The organism is Cupriavidus sp. PET2-C1 (assembly GCF_054515855.1).
Genome location: NZ_JBTNRJ010000003.1, coordinates 701839 through 726217 on the forward strand (window position 1 = coordinate 701839; position 24379 = coordinate 726217).

Annotated in this window: 20 protein-coding genes and 1 pseudogene; 4 read left to right on the forward strand and 17 right to left on the reverse strand. The window is 59.3% G+C overall.

Annotated features, from left to right (window positions below; all coding sequences use genetic code 11):
- Window positions 1-27 precede the first annotated feature (27 nt).
- The 5 genes from ACX12D_RS36955 to ACX12D_RS36975 all read right to left on the reverse strand — a co-directional run bounded on the left by ACX12D_RS36955 (window position 28) and on the right by ACX12D_RS36975 (window position 4420).
- Window positions 28-753 (reverse strand): GntR family transcriptional regulator, encoded by a 726-nt coding sequence (locus ACX12D_RS36955; RefSeq protein ID WP_459376781.1) that lies wholly within the window; start codon window positions 751-753, stop codon window positions 28-30.
- A 90-nt stretch (window positions 754-843) separates the two neighbouring features.
- Entirely contained in the window at window positions 844-1407 is a 564-nt protein-coding gene (locus ACX12D_RS36960) for a fumarate hydratase C-terminal domain-containing protein (RefSeq protein WP_459376782.1), read from the reverse strand.
- Window positions 1408-1424: 17 nt separating this feature from the next.
- Window positions 1425-2267, reverse strand: a complete 843-nt coding sequence (locus ACX12D_RS36965) for a fumarate hydratase (protein WP_459376783.1) — start codon at window positions 2265-2267, stop codon at window positions 1425-1427.
- A 12-nt stretch (window positions 2268-2279) separates the two neighbouring features.
- Window positions 2280-3440 carry an enolase C-terminal domain-like protein gene (locus ACX12D_RS36970; RefSeq protein ID WP_459376784.1) on the reverse strand — a complete coding sequence of 387 codons (1161 nt, stop codon included), beginning with the start codon at window positions 3438-3440 and terminating at the stop codon, window positions 2280-2282.
- Between the two features lie 11 nt (window positions 3441-3451).
- Window positions 3452-4420 (reverse strand): Bug family tripartite tricarboxylate transporter substrate binding protein, encoded by a 969-nt coding sequence (locus ACX12D_RS36975; protein ID WP_459376785.1) that lies wholly within the window; start codon window positions 4418-4420, stop codon window positions 3452-3454.
- Between the two features lie 997 nt (window positions 4421-5417).
- Between ACX12D_RS36975 and mrdA the strand changes: the two genes are divergently transcribed.
- Window positions 5418-7643: a penicillin-binding protein 2 gene (gene mrdA, locus ACX12D_RS36980; RefSeq protein WP_459376786.1), complete on the forward strand. Its 2226-nt coding sequence runs from the start codon at window positions 5418-5420 to the stop codon at window positions 7641-7643.
- Window positions 7644-8079: 436 nt separating this feature from the next.
- Here mrdA and ACX12D_RS36985 read toward each other — a convergent pair whose 3' ends face one another.
- The 8 genes and pseudogenes from ACX12D_RS36985 to ACX12D_RS37020 form a co-directional block, all read right to left on the reverse strand.
- Window positions 8080-9414, reverse strand: a complete 1335-nt coding sequence (locus ACX12D_RS36985) for an MFS transporter (protein ID WP_459376787.1) — start codon at window positions 9412-9414, stop codon at window positions 8080-8082.
- Between the two features lie 234 nt (window positions 9415-9648).
- Complete coding sequence (locus ACX12D_RS36990) at window positions 9649-10788, reverse strand: CaiB/BaiF CoA transferase family protein (protein ID WP_459376788.1); 1140 nt, start codon at window positions 10786-10788, stop codon at window positions 9649-9651.
- 50 nt (window positions 10789-10838) lie between these two features.
- Window positions 10839-11624 (reverse strand): enoyl-CoA hydratase/isomerase family protein, encoded by a 786-nt coding sequence (locus tag ACX12D_RS36995; protein ID WP_459376789.1) that lies wholly within the window; start codon window positions 11622-11624, stop codon window positions 10839-10841.
- 11 nt (window positions 11625-11635) lie between these two features.
- The gene (locus ACX12D_RS37000) at window positions 11636-12610 is read right to left on the reverse strand and encodes a tripartite tricarboxylate transporter substrate binding protein (protein WP_459377437.1); all 975 of its coding nucleotides are present in this window, start codon (window positions 12608-12610) and stop codon (window positions 11636-11638) included.
- A 365-nt stretch (window positions 12611-12975) separates the two neighbouring features.
- Complete coding sequence (locus ACX12D_RS37005; RefSeq protein WP_459376790.1) at window positions 12976-13749, reverse strand: GntR family transcriptional regulator; 774 nt, start codon at window positions 13747-13749, stop codon at window positions 12976-12978.
- Window positions 13750-14074: 325 nt separating this feature from the next.
- Window positions 14075-14260 carry a hypothetical protein gene (locus ACX12D_RS37010; RefSeq protein ID WP_459376791.1) on the reverse strand — a complete coding sequence of 62 codons (186 nt, stop codon included), beginning with the start codon at window positions 14258-14260 and terminating at the stop codon, window positions 14075-14077.
- Between the two features lie 159 nt (window positions 14261-14419).
- Window positions 14420-14668 (reverse strand): annotated as a pseudogene (locus tag ACX12D_RS37015) (aminotransferase class I/II-fold pyridoxal phosphate-dependent enzyme); the annotation flags it as partial.
- Window positions 14669-14758: 90 nt separating this feature from the next.
- The gene (locus tag ACX12D_RS37020) at window positions 14759-15565 is read right to left on the reverse strand and encodes an RraA family protein (RefSeq protein ID WP_459376792.1); all 807 of its coding nucleotides are present in this window, start codon (window positions 15563-15565) and stop codon (window positions 14759-14761) included.
- Between the two features lie 292 nt (window positions 15566-15857).
- Here ACX12D_RS37020 and ACX12D_RS37025 point away from each other — a divergent pair, with 292 nt between their 5' ends.
- Window positions 15858-16760 (forward strand): LysR family transcriptional regulator, encoded by a 903-nt coding sequence (locus ACX12D_RS37025; protein ID WP_459377438.1) that lies wholly within the window; start codon window positions 15858-15860, stop codon window positions 16758-16760.
- Between the two features lie 86 nt (window positions 16761-16846).
- Here the strand turns inward: ACX12D_RS37025 and ACX12D_RS37030 are convergent, their stop codons facing one another.
- Both ACX12D_RS37030 and ACX12D_RS37035 read right to left on the reverse strand, forming a co-directional pair.
- Window positions 16847-18268 carry an FAD-binding oxidoreductase gene (locus ACX12D_RS37030; protein WP_459376793.1) on the reverse strand — a complete coding sequence of 474 codons (1422 nt, stop codon included), beginning with the start codon at window positions 18266-18268 and terminating at the stop codon, window positions 16847-16849.
- A 4-nt stretch (window positions 18269-18272) separates the two neighbouring features.
- Complete coding sequence (locus ACX12D_RS37035) at window positions 18273-19205, reverse strand: Bug family tripartite tricarboxylate transporter substrate binding protein (RefSeq protein WP_459376794.1); 933 nt, start codon at window positions 19203-19205, stop codon at window positions 18273-18275.
- 389 nt (window positions 19206-19594) lie between these two features.
- Between ACX12D_RS37035 and ACX12D_RS37040 the strand changes: the two genes are divergently transcribed.
- Window positions 19595-20260, forward strand: a complete 666-nt coding sequence (locus ACX12D_RS37040) for an RraA family protein (RefSeq protein ID WP_459376795.1) — start codon at window positions 19595-19597, stop codon at window positions 20258-20260.
- 254 nt (window positions 20261-20514) lie between these two features.
- Here ACX12D_RS37040 and ACX12D_RS37045 read toward each other — a convergent pair whose 3' ends face one another.
- Together ACX12D_RS37045 and ACX12D_RS37050 are read right to left on the reverse strand one after the other, a co-directional pair.
- The gene (locus ACX12D_RS37045; protein WP_459376796.1) at window positions 20515-21714 is read right to left on the reverse strand and encodes a glycerate kinase; all 1200 of its coding nucleotides are present in this window, start codon (window positions 21712-21714) and stop codon (window positions 20515-20517) included.
- Window positions 21715-21817: 103 nt separating this feature from the next.
- A complete protein-coding gene (locus ACX12D_RS37050) occupies window positions 21818-22735 on the reverse strand; it encodes a LysR family transcriptional regulator (protein WP_459376797.1) in 918 nt (305 codons plus the stop codon).
- A 192-nt stretch (window positions 22736-22927) separates the two neighbouring features.
- Between ACX12D_RS37050 and pyk the strand changes: the two genes are divergently transcribed.
- Entirely contained in the window at window positions 22928-24358 is a 1431-nt protein-coding gene (pyk, locus tag ACX12D_RS37055) for a pyruvate kinase (protein WP_459376798.1), read from the forward strand.
- Window positions 24359-24379 lie beyond the last annotated feature (21 nt).

Below are 24379 nucleotides of genomic sequence, written 5' to 3' on the forward strand. Positions count from 1 at the left end.
GCACCGCCAACCACGATAAGTCTACCTTCAGAACTGGCCTTCCCGGTGCATCCAGAACGTAAAGCGGAACTTGTCGGCAGGATACGTGTTCACCGTGATCAGGTAAGCCTTCTCCGCACGGTCCAGGTACAGCCGGGTGATCTCGAGTCCGGGCGTGCCGGAACTGACCAGCAGCCGCTTCGCCATGTCGCCAACGATGGTGGTTGCACCCAGCGTCTGCTTGATATCGGAGACGGTGACACCCGCCTCCCTCTCTATGATTTGGCACAACAAACCGGAGCCATTTGGCACCAGTGGCGCCACTTTTCTTCCGATCTTGGGCTCGAGATAGGCGTCGTTCCAGCACAGTGGCGTGTGCGCTTGGTCCTTCTCGGTCCGCAGCATTCTGATTCGCAACCATTTTGTGCCCGGCTTGCACTCGAGTGAGCTGGCCAATTGCTCATCAGTCACAATATTGCTGACGCCCAGCACTTCACGTTCGGTATGGCTGGCGTAGTTGATCAGGTCCTCGATTGTGTGGAGCGACTTGCTGTAACTGTTGCTAGTGGTCGTGGAGCAAACCACCGTGCCGGCGCGGCGACGACGTGTCACCAGCCCGAGGCCTTCGACGATAGCAAGCGCCGCACGCACCGTTGAGCGGCTGACCTCAAATTGGGCGGCAAGTTCAACTTCACTGGGCAACTGCTCGCCGACGCCGAAGCGGCCATCGGTAATATTCTTGACCAGCGTGTTGGCGAGTTCCGTATAGCGCACTGAAAACTTGATTGGTGGCGGAAAAAATGAGTAAAAGCCGGCTAGGGCCGGCTTCGCATTGTACAGGATGCTAGGGTACCGAAAGTTCGTTCAGCCCATCAGCAACTCCTTAAACTTGAGCACTTCCTCTTCGTACATGTCGCGGCCGTGGGCGTCGTTGGTTACCAATAGCGGAAAACCCTCGATCTCCAGGCGCTGCACCGCTTCCGTCTTCAGGTCCTCATACGCGACGACTGTCGCCGTCTTGATGCAGGCGAATAGAGTTGCGGAGATGCCACCGATGGCCGAGAAGCAAACGGCGGTATTGTCGCGACATGAGGATCGAATCGCGACGCCACGATTTCCCTTGCCGATCGCGCCCTTAACTCCGTAGTCGAACAGCACTGTCGCATAGGGATCCATGCGGTAGGCCGAGGTCGGCGCTACCACGCCGATGATATGCCCAGGCTTGGCGGGGCCGGGGCCTCCATAGAAGACGACCTGGCCAACGAGGTCAACGGGCAATGGCTCGCCGCGGGACAGCGTGTCAACGAAGCGCTTGTGCGCGGCATCCCGTGCCATGTAGATCACGCCTGAGAGGAATACTTCGTCCCCGGCCTGCAGTTGCTTAATGGCCTCGTCCGAGAGGGGGGTGCGCAGGTGATGGATTGTCATGGTTGCCTCCCTGCGTTTCAGATGATCGCCGTCGCGCGACGGCCCGCATGGCATTGGATATTGACCGCTACTGGCAGCGCAGTGATGTGGCAGGCGTAGATTTCCACTGCCACCCATAATGCGGTGTTGCTGCCACCATAGCCCTGAGGGCCGATTCCGGTCTTGTTGATCGCTTCCAGTAGGTCGGCTTCCAGCTTTGCAATATGCGCTTCCTTGTGATGCACGCCGATATCCCGCAGGATGGCCTTCTTGGCGATTGCAGTCACTTTGTCAAAGCTGCCGCCGATTCCGACGCCCACGGTCAATGGCGGGCAAGCCGCACCGCCGGCGGCTTCGATGGCCGACAACACGAACTTCATTACACCTTCCGCGCCTTCGCCGGGCAGTAGGAACTTCATCGTACTCCAGTTTTCGCTGCCACCACCCTTGGGCACAACGGTCAGCTGGATATCGGAACCGGGCACGATCTCGGTATGCAGAACGGCCGGCGTATTATCATTGCTGTTCACGCGCAGCAGCGGGTCAGATACCACCGACTTGCGCATGTAGCCATCGGCGTAGCCTTTGCGTACGCCGGCCTGGATGGCCTCCTCATAGTTGCCGCCAACGATATGGACGTCTTGGCCCACGTCGGCAAACACGATAGCTAGGCCCGTGTCATGACAATACGAAACTTGGTTCTCACGCGCTATTCGGTCGTTATCGATCAACTTCAGCAGCACAGATTTGCCGAGTGGCGAGATTTCCCTTTCAGCCGCCGCGTGAAAGCTCTCTACCAGGTTGTCGGGCAAGAGATGACAGGCGTCGATGCACAACTGCGCGACGGCATTGGTTAGTTCATTAACATGGATCTCACGCATTATTCACCTCTACTAAAGACACTGTTCAAATTCGCGCGCCAGCTCGGCCTTGCGCTCAAAGCCGAAACCTGGAAGTTGTGGAACCCGCATACTGCCGTCCTCTATCACCGCATCGTCTGTGAAGCCGCCCAAGGGCTGGAAGATATCCGGATAGACTTCGCAGCCGCCGAGTCCAAGCCCCGCGACCACATGCAGTGCCATCAACTGACCGCCATGCGGGAAGGAAAATCGTCGAGAGAAGCCACGGCTCTCCATCTCGTGCAGCATGCGGACATAGCCGGTGATGCCGTAGGACAGCCCGGAGTCCATCTGGAAGATATCGAGATCGCGACGTGCGCCGCCGAACAGCACTAGGTTCTTCACATCCTGGGGCGAGAACAGGTTTTCGCCCGTAGCCAATGCACCGCGGTACTCGGCCGCTAATTTCGCATTCGCCTCGTAGTCCAGAGGATCGCAAGCTTCCTCGTACCACATCAGCCCGAAGTCCTGCAGCTGGCGGCCGTATTCAATTGCCAGCGCTGCGTCGAGGCGTCCATTGGCATCGACGGCAAGATGGCTTGCTGCCCCCGCGGCACCTACGGCGACCTCGACCCGACGGATGTCCTCCGCCAGCGAGATGCCTCCGATTTTCATCTTGAATCGGGTGAAGCCGCGTGCCCTGTAGCTTTCAATTTCCTTCTGCAGGCCGTTGCCACTTTCGCCGGGGTAGTAGTAACCGCCCGCCGCGTATACGGCGATTCTCTCCTGCGCATGGCGGCCAAAATGGCGCGCGATGGCGACGGCTGCAGGCTCATCGTTCAGCTTCGCATTCAGGTCCCACGCAGCGAGTTCCAGTGCGGCCGCAGCATGCGCACGGTCGCCATGGCCGCCCGGCTTCTCGTTCTGCATGGCGCAAGCGAGCACTTTCTCCGGGCTGAGCAGTGGGCCATCGTCTTGCAGCAGGCTATTCGGCTCCGCTTGCAGCAGGCGAGGGATCATGCGATCGGCCAAAATGCCATCTTGTGCGAAACGGCCGATCGAGTTGAAGGCAAGCCCCACCACCGGCTTGCCGTTCCGGGTCTGATCTGAAACCAGCGCTACCAGAGAAACGGTGTGACTGGAGAAATTGACGAGCGCATTCGAGATATTGCTTCGCAGGCGGACCGGCCGCTGCAGGATCTTCACTATCCTCATCCTTGGCTCGCTTAGTATTGTTCAACCTGGACATTCGAGTCCTCAACAATCTTTCTCCAACGCGCGACCTCATTGGCGAGGTAGGCGCCAAACTGGTCCGGCGTTCTCTCTTCGGGCGGCGTCAGCGCCTGCTCCTTCAGCTTTTCCCTGAAGGCCGGGGTGCGGAACATCTGGAGGATTTGCTTGTTTAGCGTATCAACTACTTCATTCGGCGTGCCTTTCGGCGCGACCAATCCGAAAAATGCCACGGTTGACAGCATCGGGAAGCCCGCCTCTGCCAGAGTCGGCACGTTCGGCAGGTAGGTCGAGCGCTTGGCGTCTATGACCGCCAGTGCCTTCATCTGGCCGCTCTTGATGTTGGTGAGTATGGCGGGCAGCGAGTCCGAAGTGACCGGAATCATTCCGCTCATCACCTGCATTTTCGATTCGGAGCTTCCCTTGAACGGCACATGCACCATCGGGAAACGCAACTCCTTCTTCAGCAGTTCCATCGTTAGATGCTGGGTGGAACCATTGCCGGCCGAGCCATAGGACATGTCCTTGGTCCGGGCCTGCTTGACCATCTCGGCAAAGCTATTGATGCCGGATTGGTTGGACACGGCAATCACCTGCGGGGTGGAGGCTGTCTCGGCGATAGCGGTGAAGTCGCGCACGGGGTTGTACGGTGTTCCTTTTGGATAGAGTGCGGGTGCAATCGCGAATGGGCCGGTGCTTGTCAACAACAGGGTGTACCCATCCGGCTTAGCCTTGGCCGCGAAGGCGGTGCCGATCCGGCCACCGCCGCCGGCTTTGTTGTCGACGATGAACGCTTGGCCCAGTTGTACCGCCAATTCCTTGCCGATCAGGCGTGCAATGATGTCGCCGGTTTGGCCCGCAGCAAACGGAACGACGATGGTGACGGGTGCGGTTGGCCATGCGGCTTGTACCGTACCGATGGCCAAAAGGCTCGCGATAGACGCGCACAGAAGCTTCCTCAACATGTTCTCCTCCTTCTTGATTATAGTACGTACCATTTATTGGTACGTACTAATGATATGAGGAACCGAAGCATCCGTCAACGCGACTGAGCCTGTGGGCGCGTGGCTAATCTTGCTCCGGACCGAGGGTTGCCGAATGCCGACTAACGTTGCGGCAAAAAGGACAATCCAGTGCCGCACCGGGGTCCCCATGGGACGGCCGGATCGCCCTTGGATTCGCAGAAATGGGTACGGCTCTCTTCTCGAACTTGCGCTTGAGGGAGCCGCGCTGCATTGCGACCGATGGCATGACGGCCATCGCTACCTGCTGTCCGGCGAACGGATCCGATACGCTCGTGCGGGCCCCACCTGGCCAACGGCTGAGCGTGAGCGAAGTAATCTCCGTGCCGATATCGTGGTGGACGGTTTGATACGCTGGCGCACGAGAGCAATAACGCACATGGAGGCAAACTCCGACTATTCGGAGACTTCGTCCAGTACCTTGATGCTTAATCGCCCCGAATCGCAGCATACGGTTAGCGTTCGACTGCGTGGGAGGCTGCCGAGTCCGCGCCGCTTCGTGGCGGATGATAGGTTTCGCCTAATGATCTGATCGCGAATTCAGAATTTACCGATGTGGAGTTTTGACGCATAGTCCGCAGTTCGACGCACGGCAACGGTAATTGCGCTCGTGCAGCGCAGTCTCTAGCACAGCATCTTCGCTGGGCCGCTGCCATCCCCTGCACCAGCTTCGGCAGGCAAGGGATGCGCACGCATTGACACCGCATCTCGGCGTTAGGTCTTGGCAGCTTCGCGATCAGCGGCGTGACCCGCGCCGCGCCCCAACGTAATGGCAGCGATGGGACCGACAGCCGATTCCTTGCATGTCGTATTTGAAGAATGGCGAGCGATCGCTGTCCCGAGACATTGCCATCCGGCGTGAAGTCCTCTTTCTGCTTACGACGTGTTACGAAGGCCAGCGGAAAGCGTCGATAACACGGCAGATTTTTAGCAGAATTGTATGGATGTATTTCGTGACACCGCGCGGGATTTAGGCGAATTCCGGTCGCGCGTGGGGGCGGCTGGCCTATTCGTGGTGATCTGCTTCGGCCTGCTGCTTACGCGTTTCTTGTGGCTGCAGTGGTACAAGCATGATCAGTACGCGGCCCAGGCCGAGGACAACCGCATTTCGGTGGCACCGATCGAGCCCGACCGCGGCATCATCATGGACAGAAACGGCGTGGTCTTGGCGCGCAACTACTCCGCCTACACGCTCGAAATTACGCCGTCCAAGCTGTCCGAGACACTCGACAACACGATCGAGGAACTGGCCCGGCTGATCGACATCCAGCCGCGCGACCGGCGCCGCTTCAAGCGGCTGATGGAAGAATCCCGCAGCTTCGAGAGCCTGCCGATCCGTAGCCAGCTGACCGACGAGGAAGTAGCGCGCTTCTCCGCGCAGCGCTTCCGCTTTCCCGGCGTGGACGTGCGCGCACGGCTGTACCGGCAGTACCCGATGGGCGAGTCCGCCTCGCACGTGATCGGTTATCTGGGCCGCATCTCGCAGCGCGACCAGGAACGCATCGAGGCAATGGACGAGGCCAACGACGCCGAGGGCGTCAAGTACGATCGACGCAAGGACGCCGACAACTACAAGGGAACCAACTACATCGGTAAGATCGGTATCGAGCAGAGCTACGAGACCGAACTGCACGGCCTGACCGGCTTCGAGGAAGAGGAAGTGAGCGCGGGAGGCCGGCCGATCCGCACGCTGTCTACCGCCCCCGCCACGCCCGGCAACAACCTGATTCTGTCGCTGGACATCCGCCTCCAGCAACTGGCCGAGGCGCTGTTCGGCGACCGCCGCGGCGCACTGGTAGCGATCGAGCCGGCTACCGGCGACATCCTGGCCTTTGTCTCCAAGCCCACCTTCGACCCCAACCTGTTTGTCGAGGGCATCGACAGCAATACCTGGAACAAGCTGAACAACTCGCCCGATAAGCCGTTACTGGACCGCCCGCTACGCGGCACCTATCCGCCCGGCTCGACCTACAAGCCCTTCATGGCCTTGGCCGCGCTCTCGACGGGAAAGCGTACTGCTGCCTGGGGCTTTCAGGATCAAGGGTCCTATACGATGGGTGGTCATACGTTTCACGACGATACGCCGGCAGGGCATGGCTGGGTGGACATGCAAGCCTCCATTGTTCACTCGTGCGATGACTACTATTACATGCTGGCCCATGACATGGGTGTGAACGCCATCCACGACTTCATGAAGCCGTTTGGCTTCGGCCAGTTGACAGGCATTGACATCGAGGGTGAAAACGCCGGCATCCTGCCCTCTACCGATTGGAAGCGGCACGTCTACCGTCGCCCTGAGCAGCAGAAGTGGTATGACGGCGAGACCATCTCGCTGGGGATCGGCCAAGGCTATAACAACTTCACAATCTTGCAGTTGGCCAATGCCGTCTCAATCTTGGCGAACAATGGGGTGGAGATGAAGCCACACCTGGTGAAGGCAGTCGAGAACGCCGTAACCCGCGCGCGAACGCTCAGGGTATCTAGTGCGAGCTATCGAATTCCGCTCAAGCAATCGGATATCGATGTGGTCAGGAAAGCGATGATCGCGGTAACCCACTCGGGAACTGCGGCACGGGCCTTTGCCAATGCCGCCTATGAGTCGGCCGGAAAGACGGGAACAGCGCAAACGTTCTCGCTGAACAGGGACGAGAAGTACAACCATCACGCTCTTGACGAACGGCGACGGGACCACGCGCTATACATGGGATTTGCCCCAGCAGATAGCCCCAAGATCGCAATTGCGATGATTGTCGAGAACGCGGGTTGGGGTGCGGCGGAGGCGGCTCCCATTGCACGTATGGTCATGGACTACTATCTTCTTGGAAAATGGCCGGAGGCCTTGAGTGCCATCGCTCCGCCAGTCGGCGAGCCTTCAGGCGGGCGGGCGCCTGCGGACACCCCTAGTGTGTTTGCCACCGGACAAACAGAGAGCATCGCCAGTACGACCGTGATGGCAGGCACCAATGGCGTCGACAACGAGACAAATGGATACGATTCGTCTGGACCCGACGCGATTGAGGCCGATCGGGAACCACTTGGGTTAGATCCAGATGCCATTGCCTCCGCGTCGTCTGGGGAAACGCTAACACAGAGATTGGAGCAGGCCCTGGCCCACAGTCACCCCGCCCCATTTCCCTCTGGATTTCGCCACTCAACGCAAAACTAGGCTTTCCGAGGCCGTATTGCGGACAAGTGGCAGCCGCTGCGCACCCTAGGTACTTTGCGATGTTGGACGGCGCAAGGAGCCACCCGCAGGGCTACTGCCGTCGCTTTGGCCGGCAGACATTTACGGTACAAGGCGGCTGCAAGGGTGAATCTGGCAGGCGGCCAATGACGTGGCGTCGGTAAACCGGCCGGAGACGAGCCCAAGCCAGACATCCGTCGAGCATCATAGGCACTCGTAGTAGAGTCTGGACGAAGGGCTTACATGACTCATATCGAGATATTGCGAGGGGTAGCAGCAGGGCACACCTACACGTTGCACGCAATTCATGGGGAGAAGTACTTCAATCCTGGACACTGGACGATCCAGAAGCACGAGGCGTCTGTTTGTCCCAAATCGAAGGCCCATTCTGAGTCCGGCCTGATGTTTGGCGGCCCGTTCAGGGCTTGCGAGCAGCGGAGCCCTCTGGCACCAGAGTGGTCGAGGGAGGGCCATTCGTGATCGACCGTGGTCTGGACGCAATCAGCAATGTGCCACCTATGATGCCAGTGATACCCAATGCAACAAACGATGGGCCGAACCCGCTGGAAATCGACTTGGTGTAGCCGACGAGCAGAGGACCGAGAAATTGCCCCAGGAAGCTTCCTCCGCCGATCACCACGCCGACTGCAGGCACGGCCTTGTTGAGGGGCAAAATCTCCGTCAGATAAGTCGATACCAGTGGCGTCGGCATTTTCAGCATAAAGCCGATACAAAGAATGAGACAGATCTGCAGATAGAGATAATGGTTTGGGACGGCGGACAAGGCAACCAGCGTGACGCCGGTGACGATCATAGGAATGGCGGCATGCAAGCGCCGTTCCTGTCCATGCTTGTCGGAGTGGTGGGTTATATAGTAGATGCCGAACATCGACATGACGAAAGGCGCACCTGAGAGGATGCCGACCATCATGCCGCCAATCTGGCTATACGACTTGAAGATGGTTGGAAGCCACAGCGTGAGACCATAGAGGATGATCTGGCTGCATGCAAATCCAATCATCAGTACCCAGACATAGGGCTCACGGAGGATAACGAGCCACGATACGGCTTCCTTCTCCCCATACGCATCCTGCTCCGCAGCGAGATCCTTCTCGATGGCGAGGCGATCGGCTTCGGATAGCCACTTGGCAGCGCTGAGGCTCTTGGGGATGGCATGGAACCAGACCAGACAGAAGATCCAGGCGGGCAGGCCCTCAATGATCATCATGGCGCGCCAGTCATAGTGTGCCAGCACGGCAGCGGAGATCGGCCCCGCCAGGAAGCCGCCTGCGGCCACACTGAGGTTCCAGATGCCAAACGCGCGGCCCCGCTCGGACTTGATGAACCACTGTGCCAGTAGCATCGAGGATGCGGCATAGATGGGGCCTTCGGCGAGTCCGAGAAAGAAGCGGACCGCAAGCAGTTCATCAAAGGAGCGCGCCAGCCCCGTCAACATTGCGATCCCACCGAAGAGAACAAGGCATGTACCAATCAGTCGGCGAGAACCGAAGCGCAAGGCCAGATAGCCTGCCAGTAGCTGCGTGATGATGTAGCCCCACGCGAACGATCCGCCTAACCAACCGGCCTGGAGAGGCGTGAGGGATAGCTCCTTGGTTATGTATGGTAATGCCATCCCAATGTTGACACGATCGAAGAATGAAATCATGTACATCAGGAAGACGGTTGGCATGATGATGAGCCATCGTTTTCCTGCGGTGTTCTCAGTGCGGGCTATAGGTTTTGTGTAAATCATGTGTCTCCGGTCGCCCCCAGTTCTGGATGGCAAAATAATTCGCGTTCGGTTCCCGTCTTATCCGTCCGAGTGGGGCCGTCGCTGCCCAGATCCCAGCTGGGGATTTGCACAGTTAAGAACCATCGAAGCTTCCCGCTGCGGGATGCGGTGATTCCAAAGCGGTCTCGTGTCCTGTTTCATCAGATGCGATACTGCACTTGCTATGCCAGTTTCTTGCACGAACCTGGATCGCAATCAACATGCTTCGTTCAAAGGACGGCAGATTTCCTGAGCGAGCCGCGCGCCATTGAACTTCAATGGGTTCGCGAGCAGTCTCATGTCTGGCCTCAGAGGATGAGGGACTGATTTCACCATGTCGACTTCATCGACAAAAGGATTGCACAGCGCCTGTTCTACATTGAGAACGGGTGAGACGGGGAGAACCCCGCTGAGAACGGTCAGCCAATGTTCAGTGGATTCACGACGGAATTCCGCGTCAAGTATCTCTGTCAGTGCCGCACGGTATTTCGCCCGTTCCTCCTTGGCCTTAAAGCGCGGGTCTTCGCTGAGCTCTGGCCTTCCGATGGTGCGGATCAGCGCCTCCCAGAACTTCTCTGTCATGCACATCACGTAAACCCACCCGTCGGCAGTGGGAAACGTCTGCACGGGTGTGGCGGAAAGGTGGGCGCCCCGAGGAAGGCGGCTGGCCGCATGACCCTCGTTCAGAAACCAGGTCGCAGCGTAGCCGAGCTGGTGAAGGGCCACGTCGAACAGGCTCACATCGACATCACAACCTTCCCCTGTCATTTGTGCGCGTCGAATCGCTCCCAGCAAGCCGAGCATTCCGGTGACTCCGGTCATATAGTCAATCACGGAGGCGCCGAAGCGCGTCGGGTCGCCTGCAGGGTCGCCGGTCAGGTCCATGAGCCCGGCCTCAGCCTGCATCAGGAAGTCGTACCCCGGCCATGATGCGCGCGCGTTGTCTCGTCCGTAGGCGGAGATGTGCAGGCAGACAACCTTGGGGTTAATCTTGCTGAGGTTCTCGAAGTCGATCTTAAGCTTCTTCGGTTGGTCGCCGCGCAGGTTGTTCACGACCGCATCGGCTGTAGATACGAGCGCCTCAAGTTCGGCGCGACCCTCCGGTGTCTTCAGATCCAGCGAGACGCTTCGCTTGTTGGTGTTCCAGCCCTGGAAGAACAAGCTGTCGGATGGGCCAAGCAGGAACGGCCCCATGTGGCGGGCGGGGTCTCCACCAATCTCCTTGTTCTCGATCTTGACGACGTCGGCGCCCATGTCCGCGAGGAACATTGAGCCATACGGACCCGCAGCAAACTGTTCGATCGATAGGATGCGCAGCCCTTCGAGTGGTTTCATACCGGTGGATTTTTCATTCATGGTTTTCGCGACCCGCCGCGGCTACGCTAAGCGGGCTCCCGTTAAGTTAACTAGATGTTGGTGAACGAAGGGCCTTCCTTCGCGAGAAATGCTCGTACGCCTTCCGCGCATTCGGCAGAGCTGAAGGCGATATCGCTTGCAACGAAGGAGCGTTCCATGACTTCCTTCATAGGCAGTTCGAACGATAGGTCGATGATGGACTTGCACAGAGCCATCGCACGACGCGGCCTAGTGACCAGGCTGTTGGCAAGTTCCATGGCGACATCCACTGCATGCCCAGAGGGAGCCAAGCGATTAATCAATCCCCAGGAGAGGGCGGTGGCCGCGTCGATCGGTTCCCCGATGAGCATCATCTCCTTCGCTCGACCTTCACCAATCCGACGTGTAGCGCGGACCGTTCCGCCGCTGCTTGGGAAGACGCCCAGCTTGATTTCCGGCAATGCGAGCCTGCTGTCTTCCGACGCAACAAGCAAATCGCAGCACATGGCGATTTCGAGACCTCCGCCATAGGCCAATCCGTTGATGGCCGCAATGGTCGGCTTTGGGAACGCGTCTAGCCTGTTGAAGACCTCGTTTTGCCTCGCCAGTTTTTTGGGTACCACCTGACCGGGTGCCATCAGACCTTGAAACTCGTTGATATCGGAGCCCGCACAGAAGGCCTTGCGGCCGCTTCCTGTCACGATGAGCACACGCACCGCATCGTCGTTCTCTATTGCATCCAAGGCCTCATCGAGTTCACGCGTTAGCGTGAGGGTCACGACATTGAGAGGCGGGTTATGCAACGTAATCGTTGCGACCCCGTTCGAGTTCGTATGTGAAACTTGTCTTGCGCTCATCTTGACTTTCCTTAGTCGAGGGTCAGCTTGGCCTGGACGACCAGCGTTTTGAAGTCAACCATTTCCTTCTTGATCAGTGCTGCGAACTCGGCCTGGCTGCTCGGATGTGGTTCGATTCCCTGGTCAAGCAGCTGTTTCTTTACCCCCGGATCGTTGACGACCTTGACTACAGCGGCGTTCAGCTTCGCGAGAATCGACGGTGGCGTGGCGGCCGGTGCGAGCAGGCCGAACCAGGTTCCGATGTCCATGCCCGGTACGCCGGCTTCGGCCAGTGTCGGTACATTGGGTAGAGCGCTTGAGCGGGTGGCAGTCGTTACGGCAAGTGCGCGGGTCTTGCCGGCCTTGATTTGCGGCAGTGCTGACGTAACAGTGTCGAACATGACTGACACCTGTCCTCCAATTAGGTCGGAGACCGCGGGTGCGCTGCCGCGATAAGGGATATGGGTGAGCGGCGCGCCAGTACGTAGCTTGAACATTTCGCCAATCAGATGATGGGCGCTGCCTGAACCAGCGGATGCGTAGTTGTACTTGTCGGGATGGGCCTTCGCATCCTGGATAAGTTCCTGGATGGTGCGAGCCTTCACCTTCTCGTTCACGACAACCACGTTTGGAACAATCGCGACCAGGGCAATGGGCGCGAGGTCTTTGTCGAAGCTGTACGAGAGTTTTGGCAGGACCGCTTGGGCGATTGTGTGGTGCGCACTGCCAGCCAGCAACGTGTAGCCGTCTGGGGTGGCCTTGGCTGCAGCATCTGCGCCGAGCGTTGCGGCGGCGCCTGCCTTGTTGTCGACGACGATGGGCTGCCCCAACTCTTTCATCAACTTCGGCGCAAGCAAGCGCATCATGGTGTCCGTTGTACCACCCGCGGGGAACGGCACGATGACTCGAATTGGGCGGGAGGGGTAGCCGGCGGCGGGGTCGGCGGAGATTGCAGGCGTAGATGCGGTAATGCTACAGACGAGCGCACCCAGCGCCAGGCGTGACATGGCGAACATACTGTCTCCTATTTGGACTAGTTTTGAGCTACTGCGGAAGGCCGTGTGCTATCCGGGCGCCATGGCTTGCGGGGGCGGACTTGCGCCGGATGTAATCTGTAGTAGTTGGCCGCAAGCGAGCCAACGCAGAGAAATGGTTTCTCGCTGGGGCTGAGGGCGGAGTGGAAGCCCGCACCGGCAAGCCCCTCTAAAATCGAGCATTTGGAGACAGCCGTCGCGCATCCGAACGTGGCGTGACATCCTCGAGGCGATAGCCCGAAATGCCGTACTTTCTTGCGCGGGTGGTGCGTTCAGCGCTAAGCGCTTCAACGGTTTGTATCCCATAGCCTCAGACGTCCGAATGGATGTTCGCTCGGTCAGGCTTCCGCGCTAGTCGCACGGAAACGCACACTCTGCGTGTACCTGTCATGCGGGTAGTAGCTAATGGATGCTTGAATCAGTGCTTGATTGGCGTCGTAGAAAAAACGAACAATCTGCAAAGCCGCGCTGCCCACTTCCGCTTGCAGGACCTGGGACAACTCTTCGTCAACGATGGTGGCAGTCGTGTGCTGCTGAATTTCACAAACACGGACCCCAAACATGCTCTCGATGCTCTTGTACACGGGCGTGTTGGAGATAGTGGGCCGTGTTTGCGCCGCAGCGTAACGCGGCGGAACGTAGATCTTCACGTAGCTCATTGGCAGCGCGGCGCCGGGGGTCTTGCGAAGAAATCCAGCCTCAGACAGCAAAAGGCCTGGCTTTGTGTTAAGCACCTTGGCCAGTTTTTCGTCCACCACTACCTCAACGAGAGAGACCGCGTGCATCTCCGTGTTCTCGACGAACTGCAGCAAGTCGTTGACAGAATTCACCGCGCTAAACACGTCATCGCGCTGCACCGGCTCTCGGACAATGGTTCCGATGCCGGGGTGCGAAGAGATGAGTCCTTGTTCGCGAACCGCGCGGAGTGCCTGACGTACCGTCTGACGGCTCACGCCGTATCGCTGAGCCAGTTCGTTTTCAGAAGGCAGGGTCGTCGACGGCTGGTACTTACCCTCGTATATGTCATTGGAGAGGATTGTCGCTAATGCGGTGTGGAGCGGTTGTCGACCGCTCAACGCCAGGAGCGAGTTCCTTCCGGGTTGCGTTGCCATTGCGTGAGTCCCTTTGCACTGTTGGAGGCTTTCAGGCTCCGCAGGTGCGAAGCCATCCAGTCCTGAAAGGCAAATTATCTCCGACTGGCGCCGCGAGGCGTGCGCAATGCTGCGACACCCTCGAGGGTACCCAGGCGGGCTTCCAGCTTGAAGTATCGCTCTTTGCACGTGGCAATGTCCGGTTGTACGAATAGTCTGATTGTACGTATGGTACGGCTGTACGTACATTATACTAGTCGTGCTCGGGCGCGTATGCGCGTTTACCCGTGGTCTCGGAAATTCGCGAGGCCACGATAGGAATGCCTGGCGTCTCGCCGCTAAGACGTCAACCGGCGCGCCGGCGTAAGAATTTGCTGTTGAGCTTGAATAGCGAAATAGCGTAACCAGGGGGCTGAGTAGCCAGGCTGATCACCGCGCAGGGCATTTGGTAGAAGCCCGGCGCCAGCTTGCTGCCGGTGGCTCCAATCGTCCAGGTCAGGATGATGGGCGCGAAGCCGCCGGACAGCGTCACCGCGTGTTGTACTGGAGCGAACGGCCCTGGGGCGGACCATCACGAAGGCGGAAACGTCGCCGCGCAGCGCCGAAGGGGAGGGGGATGGGCGCGTCGGAACGACGGGTGCGGCGCTGCAGCGGCTAGTGCCAACCAGATTCGATCAGCAGCTAGCGCATATCAGTCGGTCAGCGATTGGCGAAACCTTTGGATTGCCGTACAGGTTTGACGCAGTGACTCCGAATCAAGGGCATAGGCGATCCGGATGTACGGCGCAAGACCAAACGCACTACCATGAACGACGGCCACGTTGGCCTCGCCGAGAAGCGCTCCGGCAACGTCCTCGTCCGTGTTCAGCAGCGTGCCGGCGGGTGTTCGTCGACCAAGCAGGCCTTCGCACGAAGGAAACGCGTAGAAGGCACCGCCAAGCATTGTGCAACTGAGGCACCATCATGCGGTAGGTGGCGGACGATTGAGCACTCGCCAAGTTTGCATTCAGGCGTCGGAGATTGGATGTCATCAGGCTCTCCTTTGCAGCGTGTGGTAGCCCAGTGCTTCGCGCGCCTCGCCAAGAGTCTTCCCGTTGGAGATATGCTCGCGAATCTTCGCTTCTACCGATTCAATCTTTCGTGCCGGTTCTGCAAGCTCCCGGGCGCGGTCACGGGGAACGACAACAACGTCGTTGGCATCAGCGACAACGATATCTCGCGCGCAGACGCGGGCGGTGCCGATAGAGACCGGTGCGTTGATCGATTCGACCTGTACGCGGTCTTTGCCAGTGCGCATGAATCGGCCGCGGGTGAACAGTGGATACCCGTCGCCCAGTGCCTTCGCCACATCGCGGCACACGCCGTCGATGACCGTGGCAGCGATGCCGCGTGTGCCAGCATATTGGGTCATGATGTCGCCCCAGACCGTGCAGTCGGTGCGGCCATCGTTGTCGATGACCACCACGTCGCCCTCGGCCACGTCATCGATGAAGTCTCCGACGGTGCCGGGCGGCGTGCTTGCGGAGGCGTATTTGACGGTATAGGCAGGTCCAACGACCACGCCTGCCACGTTGACGGGCGCGCCGGAACCGGTCTGCACCACCCGGTTTCGAGCACTGATCATCGTTACGCCCCGGCCGAATACGGGATAGCCAATGGATTCGCTGCCTTCGATGTCACGGCTCAGGCCATCGATCACCGAACCTCGGATGCCTTTCGCCGTCGCGGCATTGGCGAGGATGTCGCCCCAGCAAGAGATGCCATCGATGCCGCCGGCAATGACCAGAACCCGGTCGTCGGATTGAACCTCGGCAATGACCGGCGAGATAATGTGCACGGTTGGCTGTGCGTCCGTCTTCAGACCCTACTGAATGGTGCTGGCGCGGCCAACGATCTTGGGGCAATCCCACAGGGGGCGAAGACCGAACGTAGCCCCGGGAAGATTCAGAAAATCTAGCGCATCCGAGACCGTGTTGGTATCGAGGGCGGCGAGTCGGTCGAGCAGGGAGCGTGAGGACCTTTTTTGGAGGATGCGAAGTGGGTTGCCAAGCTTCCACTTTCAGCGATAGAGTCTGATCTGTAAATTCCGAATGCTGGAATTCGACCATACGCAAAACCTATCGAATCCTATGATCAACTTTCGGCTTGTGCGTCATCTCTGGGTGTTCATGGCGGTCGCCGAGGAACAACATTTCGGACGGGCGGCGAAACGGCTTGGCATGTCTCAGCCGCCCGTCACGGAGCAGATTCAGATTTTGGAGCAGGCGTTGAAGGTGAAGCTCTTTGACCGCTCGCGGCGGGGTGCACAGCTCACAGCAGTTGGGGTCGCCATACTGCCCGCGGTGCAAAAGCTTGCCGAGCAGCTGGAGCGACTCGAACTGGCCGTGAGGGAGGCCATCAATGGTCAGGCAGGCATGTTGACGATCGGGGCGATATCATCCGCCATGCTGGATACGCTGCCCGCACTCATAGGCCAGCTCAAGGCATCTTATCCGCAACTGACCATTTCCGTGAAGGAGATTGACAGCGTCGACGCTGTGCCCGCCCTGGTGCGGGGAGACGTCGATCTCGCGTTTGCGCGCCTCGAAGGCGATCTCGGCACCTCGATCAAGTCCATTCCTCTCAAGCAGGACCGTCTCGCAGTAGCGCTGCCGCGGACACACGCAATGGCCGAGATGCCACGAATCAGGCTGGCATCGCTCGCTGGCGAGGAATTTGTGATGTTTGCTAGACATGTCAGCCCCGTCTATTACGACAGCCTGGTTTCGACATGTCGCACAGCTGGCTTCTCTCCCCGTGTATTGCACGAAGTGCGTACAGTCTCCTCACAAATCGCCTTCGTGGGATGCGGACAAGGCATTGCGCTTGTGCCGGCTTCTTTAAAGAAAGCGGCACCCGACAACGTGGTGGTTCGACCACTTAAAGAGGCCGTGAACGTGGTGACAACGGCAGTGGCCTGGTCTACCAGCCGGGAGAGTCCGATGCTCAAAGCAGTCATCGCCGCGCTGACGACTGGAAAAGCTACCAGATGAACACGTGAACCGCCGATCGGTGTCAGCAGCACGCAGTCAGGTTGGATCTGCCGGACATCTGCAGATGCCACATTCGGCAAGGTGATTCAAATCGCTTTCTGCAAGACTTTGCCGGGGTTCATCAGAGTTCGGGGGTCGAGGGCGTATTTGATACGGCGCATTATGCCCAGTTCCAGTTCGCTCTTGTAGCGCGGAAGCTCTTCAAGCTTGTGCTGGCCGATTCCGTGTTCGGCACTGATCGAACCGCCAAGAGCGAAGGCCACATCGTGCACAAGGGTGTAGATATCATGCTGAATGGCGAGAAGCTCCTCTACGGTCTGCTGCGATGCGCGCGAGACGTTGTAGTGGACATTTCCGTCTCCAAGATGGCCGAAAACAATGGTCTTCATCCCAGGATACCGGGCCTGAATGGATGCATTGGCATCTTCCACAAATTTGGCGACCAATGAGATGGGAACCGAGACATCATGCTTGATGCTCTTGCCTGGATCTGCTTCGGCCAGTGGAATACTCTCTCGTAGATGCCACATTGCCTTGCTTTGTGCCAAGCTCTCCGCGACCACGGCGTCAGCCACCAAACCATCTTCAATGGCTTCGCCCATGATCGCCTCAAGTCTAGCCTGAGCGTGCTCAGCGCTCTCACTATCCGACAATTCCAGCAATGCGAAATATGGCAGGTTGACCGACTCGCCTTCGAACGGAAGCCGTTGCTGGGGATAAAGTCGAACCACATCGTGGAGAACTTCGCCACACATGACCTCGAAGGCGGTCATGGACGACCCGAAGCCCGCGCGGGCTCGCGAGAGGAACGCCACGGCCTGATGCAGCGAACTCAACGCCAGCATGGCTGTACGCTGCGCGACCGGGATTGGATAGAGCTTGAGCGTGGCACCGGTGATGACACCAAGGGTGCCCTCGCTGCCAATAAACAAATCACGAAGATCGTAGCCGGTATTGTCCTTCCGTAAACCACGCAATCCGTGCCAGGTTTCACCGTCAGGCATGACCACCTCCAGGCCGAGAGCGAGGTCACGCGCATTTCCGTACCGGAGCACTTGCGTTCCGCCGGCGTTGGTCGCCAGGTTGCCACCTATTGTGCAGGTCCCTTCTGCCGCAAGGCTTAGCGGAAACAGGCGGCCAGAGGAGCGGGCAGCCTCCTGTACCTGAAGCAAGGTACAGCCCGCATCGACAGTCATGGTGTCGTTGGCAAGATCAATGGCACGAATGCGATTCAGGCGTGTGAGCAGAAGCACAATTGCACTGCCACTACTATCGGGAGTGGCGCCGCCGCACAGCCCGGTATTGCCGCCTTGAGGAACTATGGGGGCGTTGTGCTCGGCGCACAATCGTACGATCGAGGCGACCTCCGTGGTGCTACCTGGGCGAGCAACGCAAAGCGCCTGGCCTTTGTACCTGTTACGCCAGTCGGTCAAGTACGGTACGGCCTCGGTTCCGGTGAGTACATTCTCGCTCCCAATCAGCGCTTTTAGTGAATCGAGAAAACTCATTTCATCACTCCATCTTGGCGCCGGAGATGCGAACGATCTCCGCGTACTTTGCAAGTTCGGACTTCATGAAGTTGGCAAACCATGCCGGTGTATGGCCTGGGGAGACTACCGCACCCAGGTTCTGTTCCATGAGTTGTCGTACTTCCGGATCCTCGAGTACGGCATTCACTTCCCGATTCAGCAGTTCCTGAACCGGCTTGGGAAGATTGGCGGGAGCCAGGATCCCATACCACGCGGACGCTAGCATGCCCTTGTAGCCGAGTTCTGCAAATGTTGGGACGTCTGGAAGCGCAGGAAGGCGCTTTTCCGAGGCAACGGCAAGCGCCTTCAGGCTTCCTGCCTTGACTTGAGCAAGCGAACCAGTATCGAGTACGAAATCTAACTGTCCAGCCATCAAATCGGCGATAGCCGGGCCGCTTCCCTTATACGGGACATGCACCACGTTGATGGTTGCAACACGCTGGAGCAAAGACCCGGCAAGATGCTGCGACGAACCCGGACCGCCGGAACCATAGTTGAGGGTGCCTGGTTTTCTCCTGGCCTCGTCGATCAGTTCTTTTGCTGTGTTGAAATGCGATTTCTTCGACACCTCGAGCACGTTTGGAATGAGGCCAACATATGCGATTGGAGAGAAGTCTCTTACCGGGTCAAATCCGAGTCGCGAGTAGAGATAGGGGCCTGCCGCGTTCGTGGAACTGGTTGCCATCAGCAGGCTATATCCGTCTGCCTTCTCCTTCACAAATGCGCTTGTACCGATCGTGCCGCCGGCACCACCTTTGTTGTCGACAACGACGGTCTGCTTCAGCCGTGCGCCCAACTTTTGCGCAATGATTCGCGAAAGTGAATCAGTGGCACCGCCAACCGCCCACGGAACCAGGAGCTTTATGGGACGGTTCGGATACCCGGCAACTTGAGCTGATGCCAGTTGGGGAAGCATGCATGCCAGTGCTAGCAGCGGGATACCGATCTTTCGGGCACTATGTCTCATCGTTTTTTTCTCGAAGACTGCAAGATGGTAGCGGAGCGGCCGAGGCAGCTACACGTAGCAATCCAGGAGTGTCAATGACATCGCATGACGTTGTACATTCCGAAAAGCAGAACGCACTGATAGACAGAACATATTACCGATGCATCCGCGGGGCTGTGGCTAACGGCAGAACAATCTCCAACGTACGGGTCTTGATCTTCTGATAGGTTTTCCCTAACGAACTGATCCTTCCAACGGAATTTACGAGCGATTCATTTTGACGGAGAGTGGATGAAGTTGCGCGTGTTTAGGGGGCCGAATACCGACACGCGAATCGAATCTCTCACAGGAGCGTCATCTTGCCCGCATCAAATTTCGTCCTCAGGCCTACTCCTCAATTGGCTCCTCAGGCGGTTCTGGATTCATTCCAGACCGTGGTGACGCCGCACATCAGCGACAACCTCCAGCGCCTTTGCGGAGTTACTGGCCTGACAAGGTTTCACCGCAGCAAGAAATTGGTCGGTACTGCATTCACGGTCAAGGCTAGGCCGGGTGACAATCTGCTCATCTACAAGGCGCTTATGGAGCTCGAACCGGGCCACGTCCTTGTAGTGGACGGCAGTGGCGATTGCACCAACGCATTGGTGGGTGAGTTGATCATGCTCTACGCCCAGCAACGTGGATGCGCAGGCTTCGTGCTTGATGGCGCTATCCGGGATACTGCAGCATTCCTCGAAGCGGATTTTCCTTGTTACGCGCGCGGCGTGAGCCACAGAGGCCCGTACAAACTCGGTCCCGGTGCGATGAATGTTCCTGTGACGATCGGAGGGCAGGTCGTGCTGCCGGGGGACATCGTTGTAGGGGATGAAGACGGTGTGGTGACGTTTCCGGCGTCGGAGGCAGAAGCGATCCTCAATGCTGTAAAGGTGACGGCGGCGAACGAGGAAAAAATTAAGGCCGAGATCGCGACTGGCCAGTTGCAGCAGAAATGGCTGGAGAAAGTACTGACGCCCTACGGCCTGTAGGCATTACCGGAGCCCTGCAAGGGCTCCGGATCAAACGTAAAGGCCCGTGCAGCACAAAGCCGAAGGGTGGGTAGATACTGAATGTCCCGTCTGCATCATTCCGGTGCCAATCGAGCGCTTGTCTCTTCTTATCCGTGACCATCCATTAGTCGGTGCACATCACGCCGAGGAAGTCGGTACGGCATCATCGGCTCCATGGCGGCCTGCCGTTGCCGACGTTAGCGCGGACGCAGCGGAAGGCGCGCCACAAGTTCTCAATTGTCCGCGCCGCTTCGACGCCGGAGGGCAAGTCCAAACAAAGTAGCGAGTTGACGGCCTTGCGCCTCCAATAGTTCGCCAGCTCGCTCCAGGGCGCACGCCAAGCTAATGGGTCCCGGTTGTATGGAAAAGCAGCCGTCGAATGCAGCTTCGAGCCCGGAACTGTGCTCGATGGATCCTGAGACCAACGTTACCGGCACGCCGCTCTTGCGACCGACGCGAGCGATAATCGCCGGGGCTTTGTCGAGGAGGGTCTGACTGTCGGAGCGACCTTCGCCGGTAATGATCCAGTCGAAGCTCGCTGCCGTTTCCGCCAGGGCCAGTGCGTTTAGCACGAAGGTAGCGCCGGGGAGTAGTTGCCCGCCGAGTGCGCCAAGTGCGAATCCCAAACCGCCCGCCGCGCCTGCTCCGGGACAGTCCTTAAGCGGGCGGCCAACCGCGACCTCGCATCGCTCGCCGAAGTCGCGCAGGGCGCGATCTGCCTCCGCCAGGTCGACAAAGCCCTTCTGAGGGCCGAACACATGGCTGGCGCCATTTGGGCCGCAGAGCGGGCTAGTGACATCGGTCAAACCAATCAAGCGGATATCGTCGAGCCAGTCTGTATCGATGCGCCGTGAGACGGACTGAATCTGGGGCAACGAGTTAAGGGTGGGTTCGATCGGCCGCCCGTTGGCGTCGGCGAAGCTGAAGGCGAGTTCTGCCAGGAGGCCCGCACCGCCGTCGTTCGTGGATGATCCACCCAGTCCCAGCACGATGGTGCGATGGCCAAGCTCGGCGATCGCGCGGATGGCCTGGCCAACGCCTCGCGTGGTGCGCAGGCCGGGGAGGGCTACGGCGTCGGGCAGGCCGACCACGGCCGCCACGTCGAAGAGCGCGAAGTCGCCCAAAGCCGGGCTAGAGCAAGCTGCGAACGGTATTTGAGCAAGTTCGCCGTTTGCGTCGAGTACGCGGATCAGGTGCCACGAACCTGACAGCGCCAGCGCGACAGCGCGTGCCGTGCCTTCGCCACCATCGGCGATCGGCGCTTCCCAGACCTGACAATCCGGTATCGCGGCCCGCACACCGGCGGCCAGCCGCGCGGCGACTTCCGGCGCATCGAGGCAGCCCTTGAAGGAATCGGGTGCAATCAATACCCGCAGCGACGGCTGGGGCTTGGCTATGGGAATACAGTCGGCAGTTGGCACATCGTATTGCATGTCATGTCTCCTTGAGGGTCGATCATGACTGTTACCCAGCCGATTGGGAATTGCCGTTTCGGCTATCTGCCTTGCCTAACGCTCAATACAGGAATTTTCGCCTTCAGGCGGTGGTTCCCGCCGCACCTATGCTGCGAAGATGTGCGAGTAGTTTGGCGGCCTCTGGCTGCAGGCCTGTCTCGGACTTAACACCAAGCCAAAGTGTTCGCGACGCCCACGGGTCTGTCAGATAAATCGCCCGCAGGCCGGCGCCGAGGATCTCTGCCCTGACAGCGCCGTCGGGCAGCACGCCGATCCCGAGCCCGGCCTCGATCATCCGGCAGATGGCATCGAAGCTGCTGACCTGGATACGCAAGCGGAGCACTTTCTCCAGCGCGACCGAAGCGTCCGTCAGCCGCTGCAGCAGGGAGCTGCCCTGGTTTAGCCCCACGAAATCGTACTCGAGCGTGTCGACAAAGCTGACTTCGTCCAGTGCTGCCAGCGGGTGATTCTTGGGCGCCAACACCACGAGACGGTCGCGATGATAGGCGAATTTCTCAATGTCGTGCGCAGGCACATTGTCGGCAAAGATGCCGAGGTCGGCTTCGCCGCTGGCCAATGCCGCGATCACGTCCTGGCTCAGACGTTCCTCCAGGCTGATGCGGATCAGCGGCTGGGCGGCAAGAAATGCTGCGAGATCGGCGGGAAGGAACTGGATCACCGCCGACGTATTGGCCCACACACGCACGTGGCCCCGGACGCCGATCGCAAAGTCGCTCATGTCGCCCGCCATGCGATTGACGGTATCGAGTACGCCGCGCGCGTGGTGGACCAGTTCCTCGCCCGCCGGCGTGAGCTCAAGCCCGCGGCGCACTCGCAGGAACAGCGCGCAGTCGACGGTACGTTCGAGGTCGGAGATGCGTTTACTGAGCGCCGATAGGGTCGTGTGGGACTTATCGGCTGCCTTGGTGAGGCTGCCCGTCTGCGCGACCAGCAGAAAAATCCGCAGCGATTGCAGATCGAAATGGGTGGGATTGATCACGGGGTATCCGGTGTTAGTGATGCCGCGCGGGGGCTCGGAACTGCCCTTTTTGCCTTGAAAGTTAGGAAAGGCTAGTGGAGCAAGCAAGCATTGTCAATTGTGCTGCCGAGCCTGAGTATCGCCCCGTCATAACCCATTCATAGGATTCTGATGAGCGGGAGCCGCTGGCCAACCAGAGAAGAGAATCGACCCATGCATCGTTCGCGCCATGCCAAGATTGTTGCCACCGTTGGACCCGCGAGCAGCGATGCCGTGACGCTGCGCAAGCTGTTCCTCGCGGGAGCCGACGTGTTCCGGCTGAACTCCAGCCACGGTACCCACGACGACCATCGTGGGCGCCTGCACCTGCTCCGTGAGCTCGAGGCTGAGGTAAAGCGGCCCATCGGTGTGCTGCTGGATTTGCAGGGGCCAAAGTTCCGTGTAGGGAAGTTCAAGGATGGACAGATTTCCCTGGTTCCAGGGCAACGCTTTCGGCTCGATCAAGAAGCTGATCTCGCCGGCGATGTCACGCGAGCGGCGCTGCCGCATCCGGAGATCTTCGCTGCGCTTGAGTCCGGCGCAGACTTGCTGCTGGACGATGGAAGGATTCGCTTGCGCGTTGTCGTGCCAGGCAAGGACTTCGCCGAGACTGAGGTGATCGAGGGCGGGGTGCTTTCGGATCGCAAGGGGGTGAATGTGCCCACGGTCGTGCTGCCCTTGTCGGCGCTGACCGAGAAGGATCGCTCGGACCTGGACTTCGGCCTGTCGCTTGGAGTCGACTGGGTCGCGCTATCGTTCGTTCAGCGGGCGGACGATATCCGCGAACTCAAGGCAATTGTGGGCGACCGCGCCCGCATCGTCGCAAAGCTGGAAAAGCCCGCCGCCATCGCTGAGCTACAGTCGATCGTGGATGAGACCGACGCAGTGATGGTGGCACGAGGGGACCTTGGTGTGGAGATGCCGGCCGAACAGGTGCCGGCGATCCAGAAGCGGGTGATCCAGGCCTGCCGCAAGGCCGGCAAGCCCGTTATCGTTGCCACGCAGATGCTCGAATCGATGGTGACGGCACCGGTGCCGACGCGCGCGGAGGCGTCGGACGTGGCCACCGCCATCTACGATGGGGCCGACGCCGTCATGCTGTCCGCCGAATCTGCGTCAGGAAAGCACCCCGTTGAAGCCGTCAGCGTGATGGACCGGATCATCGCGCAGACCGAGGTCGATCCATATTTCCGCGAAGTCATTGACGCTTCGCGCACCGCGCCAAGCCCTGATACGGCCAATGCCATTGGGGCGGCGATGCGTGCCGTGGTGGGCTTGCTTCGAGTCGCCGCGACCGTTGCCTACACCAGCTCCGGTTACTCGGCGTTGCGCATGTCACGCGAGCGGCCAAACGCCCCAATCATTGGCATGACGCCCAATTTGCGGGCGGCGCGCGCATTGACGCTCGCCTGGGGCGTGCATGCGGTGGTGGTCGACGAGGTCGGGACCGTCACCGAAATGACCGCGCACGCTTGCGAGACTGCCGAACGGGAGGGCTTTGTGCGTCAGGGCGACACCATCGCGATCTCCGCGGGCATGCCGTTCGGCACGCCCGGCACTACCAATCTGCTCCGGATCGCCTCAATCGGCCAGGGCGATATTTGATTCCTAAGGCAGCCGCTCACG

Bases quoted from the DNA above. Each gene is read 5' to 3' on its own strand.
- ACX12D_RS36965 (WP_459376783.1), bottom strand. From the start codon at position 2,267: ATGCGTGAGATCCATGTTAATGAACTAACCAATGCCGTCGCGCAGTTG.
- mrdA (WP_459376786.1), top strand. From the start codon at position 5,418: ATGGATGTATTTCGTGACACCGCGCGGGATTTAGGCGAATTCCGGTCG.
- ACX12D_RS37025 (WP_459377438.1), top strand. From the start codon at position 15,858: ATGATCAACTTTCGGCTTGTGCGTCATCTCTGGGTGTTCATGGCGGTC.
- ACX12D_RS37000 (WP_459377437.1), bottom strand. From the start codon at position 12,610: ATGTCACGCCTGGCGCTGGGTGCGCTCGTCTGTAGCATTACCGCATCT.
- ACX12D_RS37030 (WP_459376793.1), bottom strand. From the start codon at position 18,268: ATGAGTTTTCTCGATTCACTAAAAGCGCTGATTGGGAGCGAGAATGTA.
- ACX12D_RS36990 (WP_459376788.1), bottom strand. From the start codon at position 10,788: ATGAATGAAAAATCCACCGGTATGAAACCACTCGAAGGGCTGCGCATC.
- ACX12D_RS36970 (WP_459376784.1), bottom strand. From the start codon at position 3,440: ATGAGGATAGTGAAGATCCTGCAGCGGCCGGTCCGCCTGCGAAGCAAT.
- ACX12D_RS37035 (WP_459376794.1), bottom strand. From the start codon at position 19,205: ATGCTTCCCCAACTGGCATCAGCTCAAGTTGCCGGGTATCCGAACCGT.
- ACX12D_RS36975 (WP_459376785.1), bottom strand. From the start codon at position 4,420: ATGTTGAGGAAGCTTCTGTGCGCGTCTATCGCGAGCCTTTTGGCCATC.
- ACX12D_RS36960 (WP_459376782.1), bottom strand. From the start codon at position 1,407: ATGACAATCCATCACCTGCGCACCCCCCTCTCGGACGAGGCCATTAAG.
- ACX12D_RS37005 (WP_459376790.1), bottom strand. From the start codon at position 13,749: ATGGCAACGCAACCCGGAAGGAACTCGCTCCTGGCGTTGAGCGGTCGA.
- ACX12D_RS36985 (WP_459376787.1), bottom strand. From the start codon at position 9,414: ATGATTTACACAAAACCTATAGCCCGCACTGAGAACACCGCAGGAAAA.
- ACX12D_RS37045 (WP_459376796.1), bottom strand. From the start codon at position 21,714: ATGCAATACGATGTGCCAACTGCCGACTGTATTCCCATAGCCAAGCCC.
- pyk (WP_459376798.1), top strand. From the start codon at position 22,928: ATGCATCGTTCGCGCCATGCCAAGATTGTTGCCACCGTTGGACCCGCG.
- ACX12D_RS36995 (WP_459376789.1), bottom strand. From the start codon at position 11,624: ATGAGCGCAAGACAAGTTTCACATACGAACTCGAACGGGGTCGCAACG.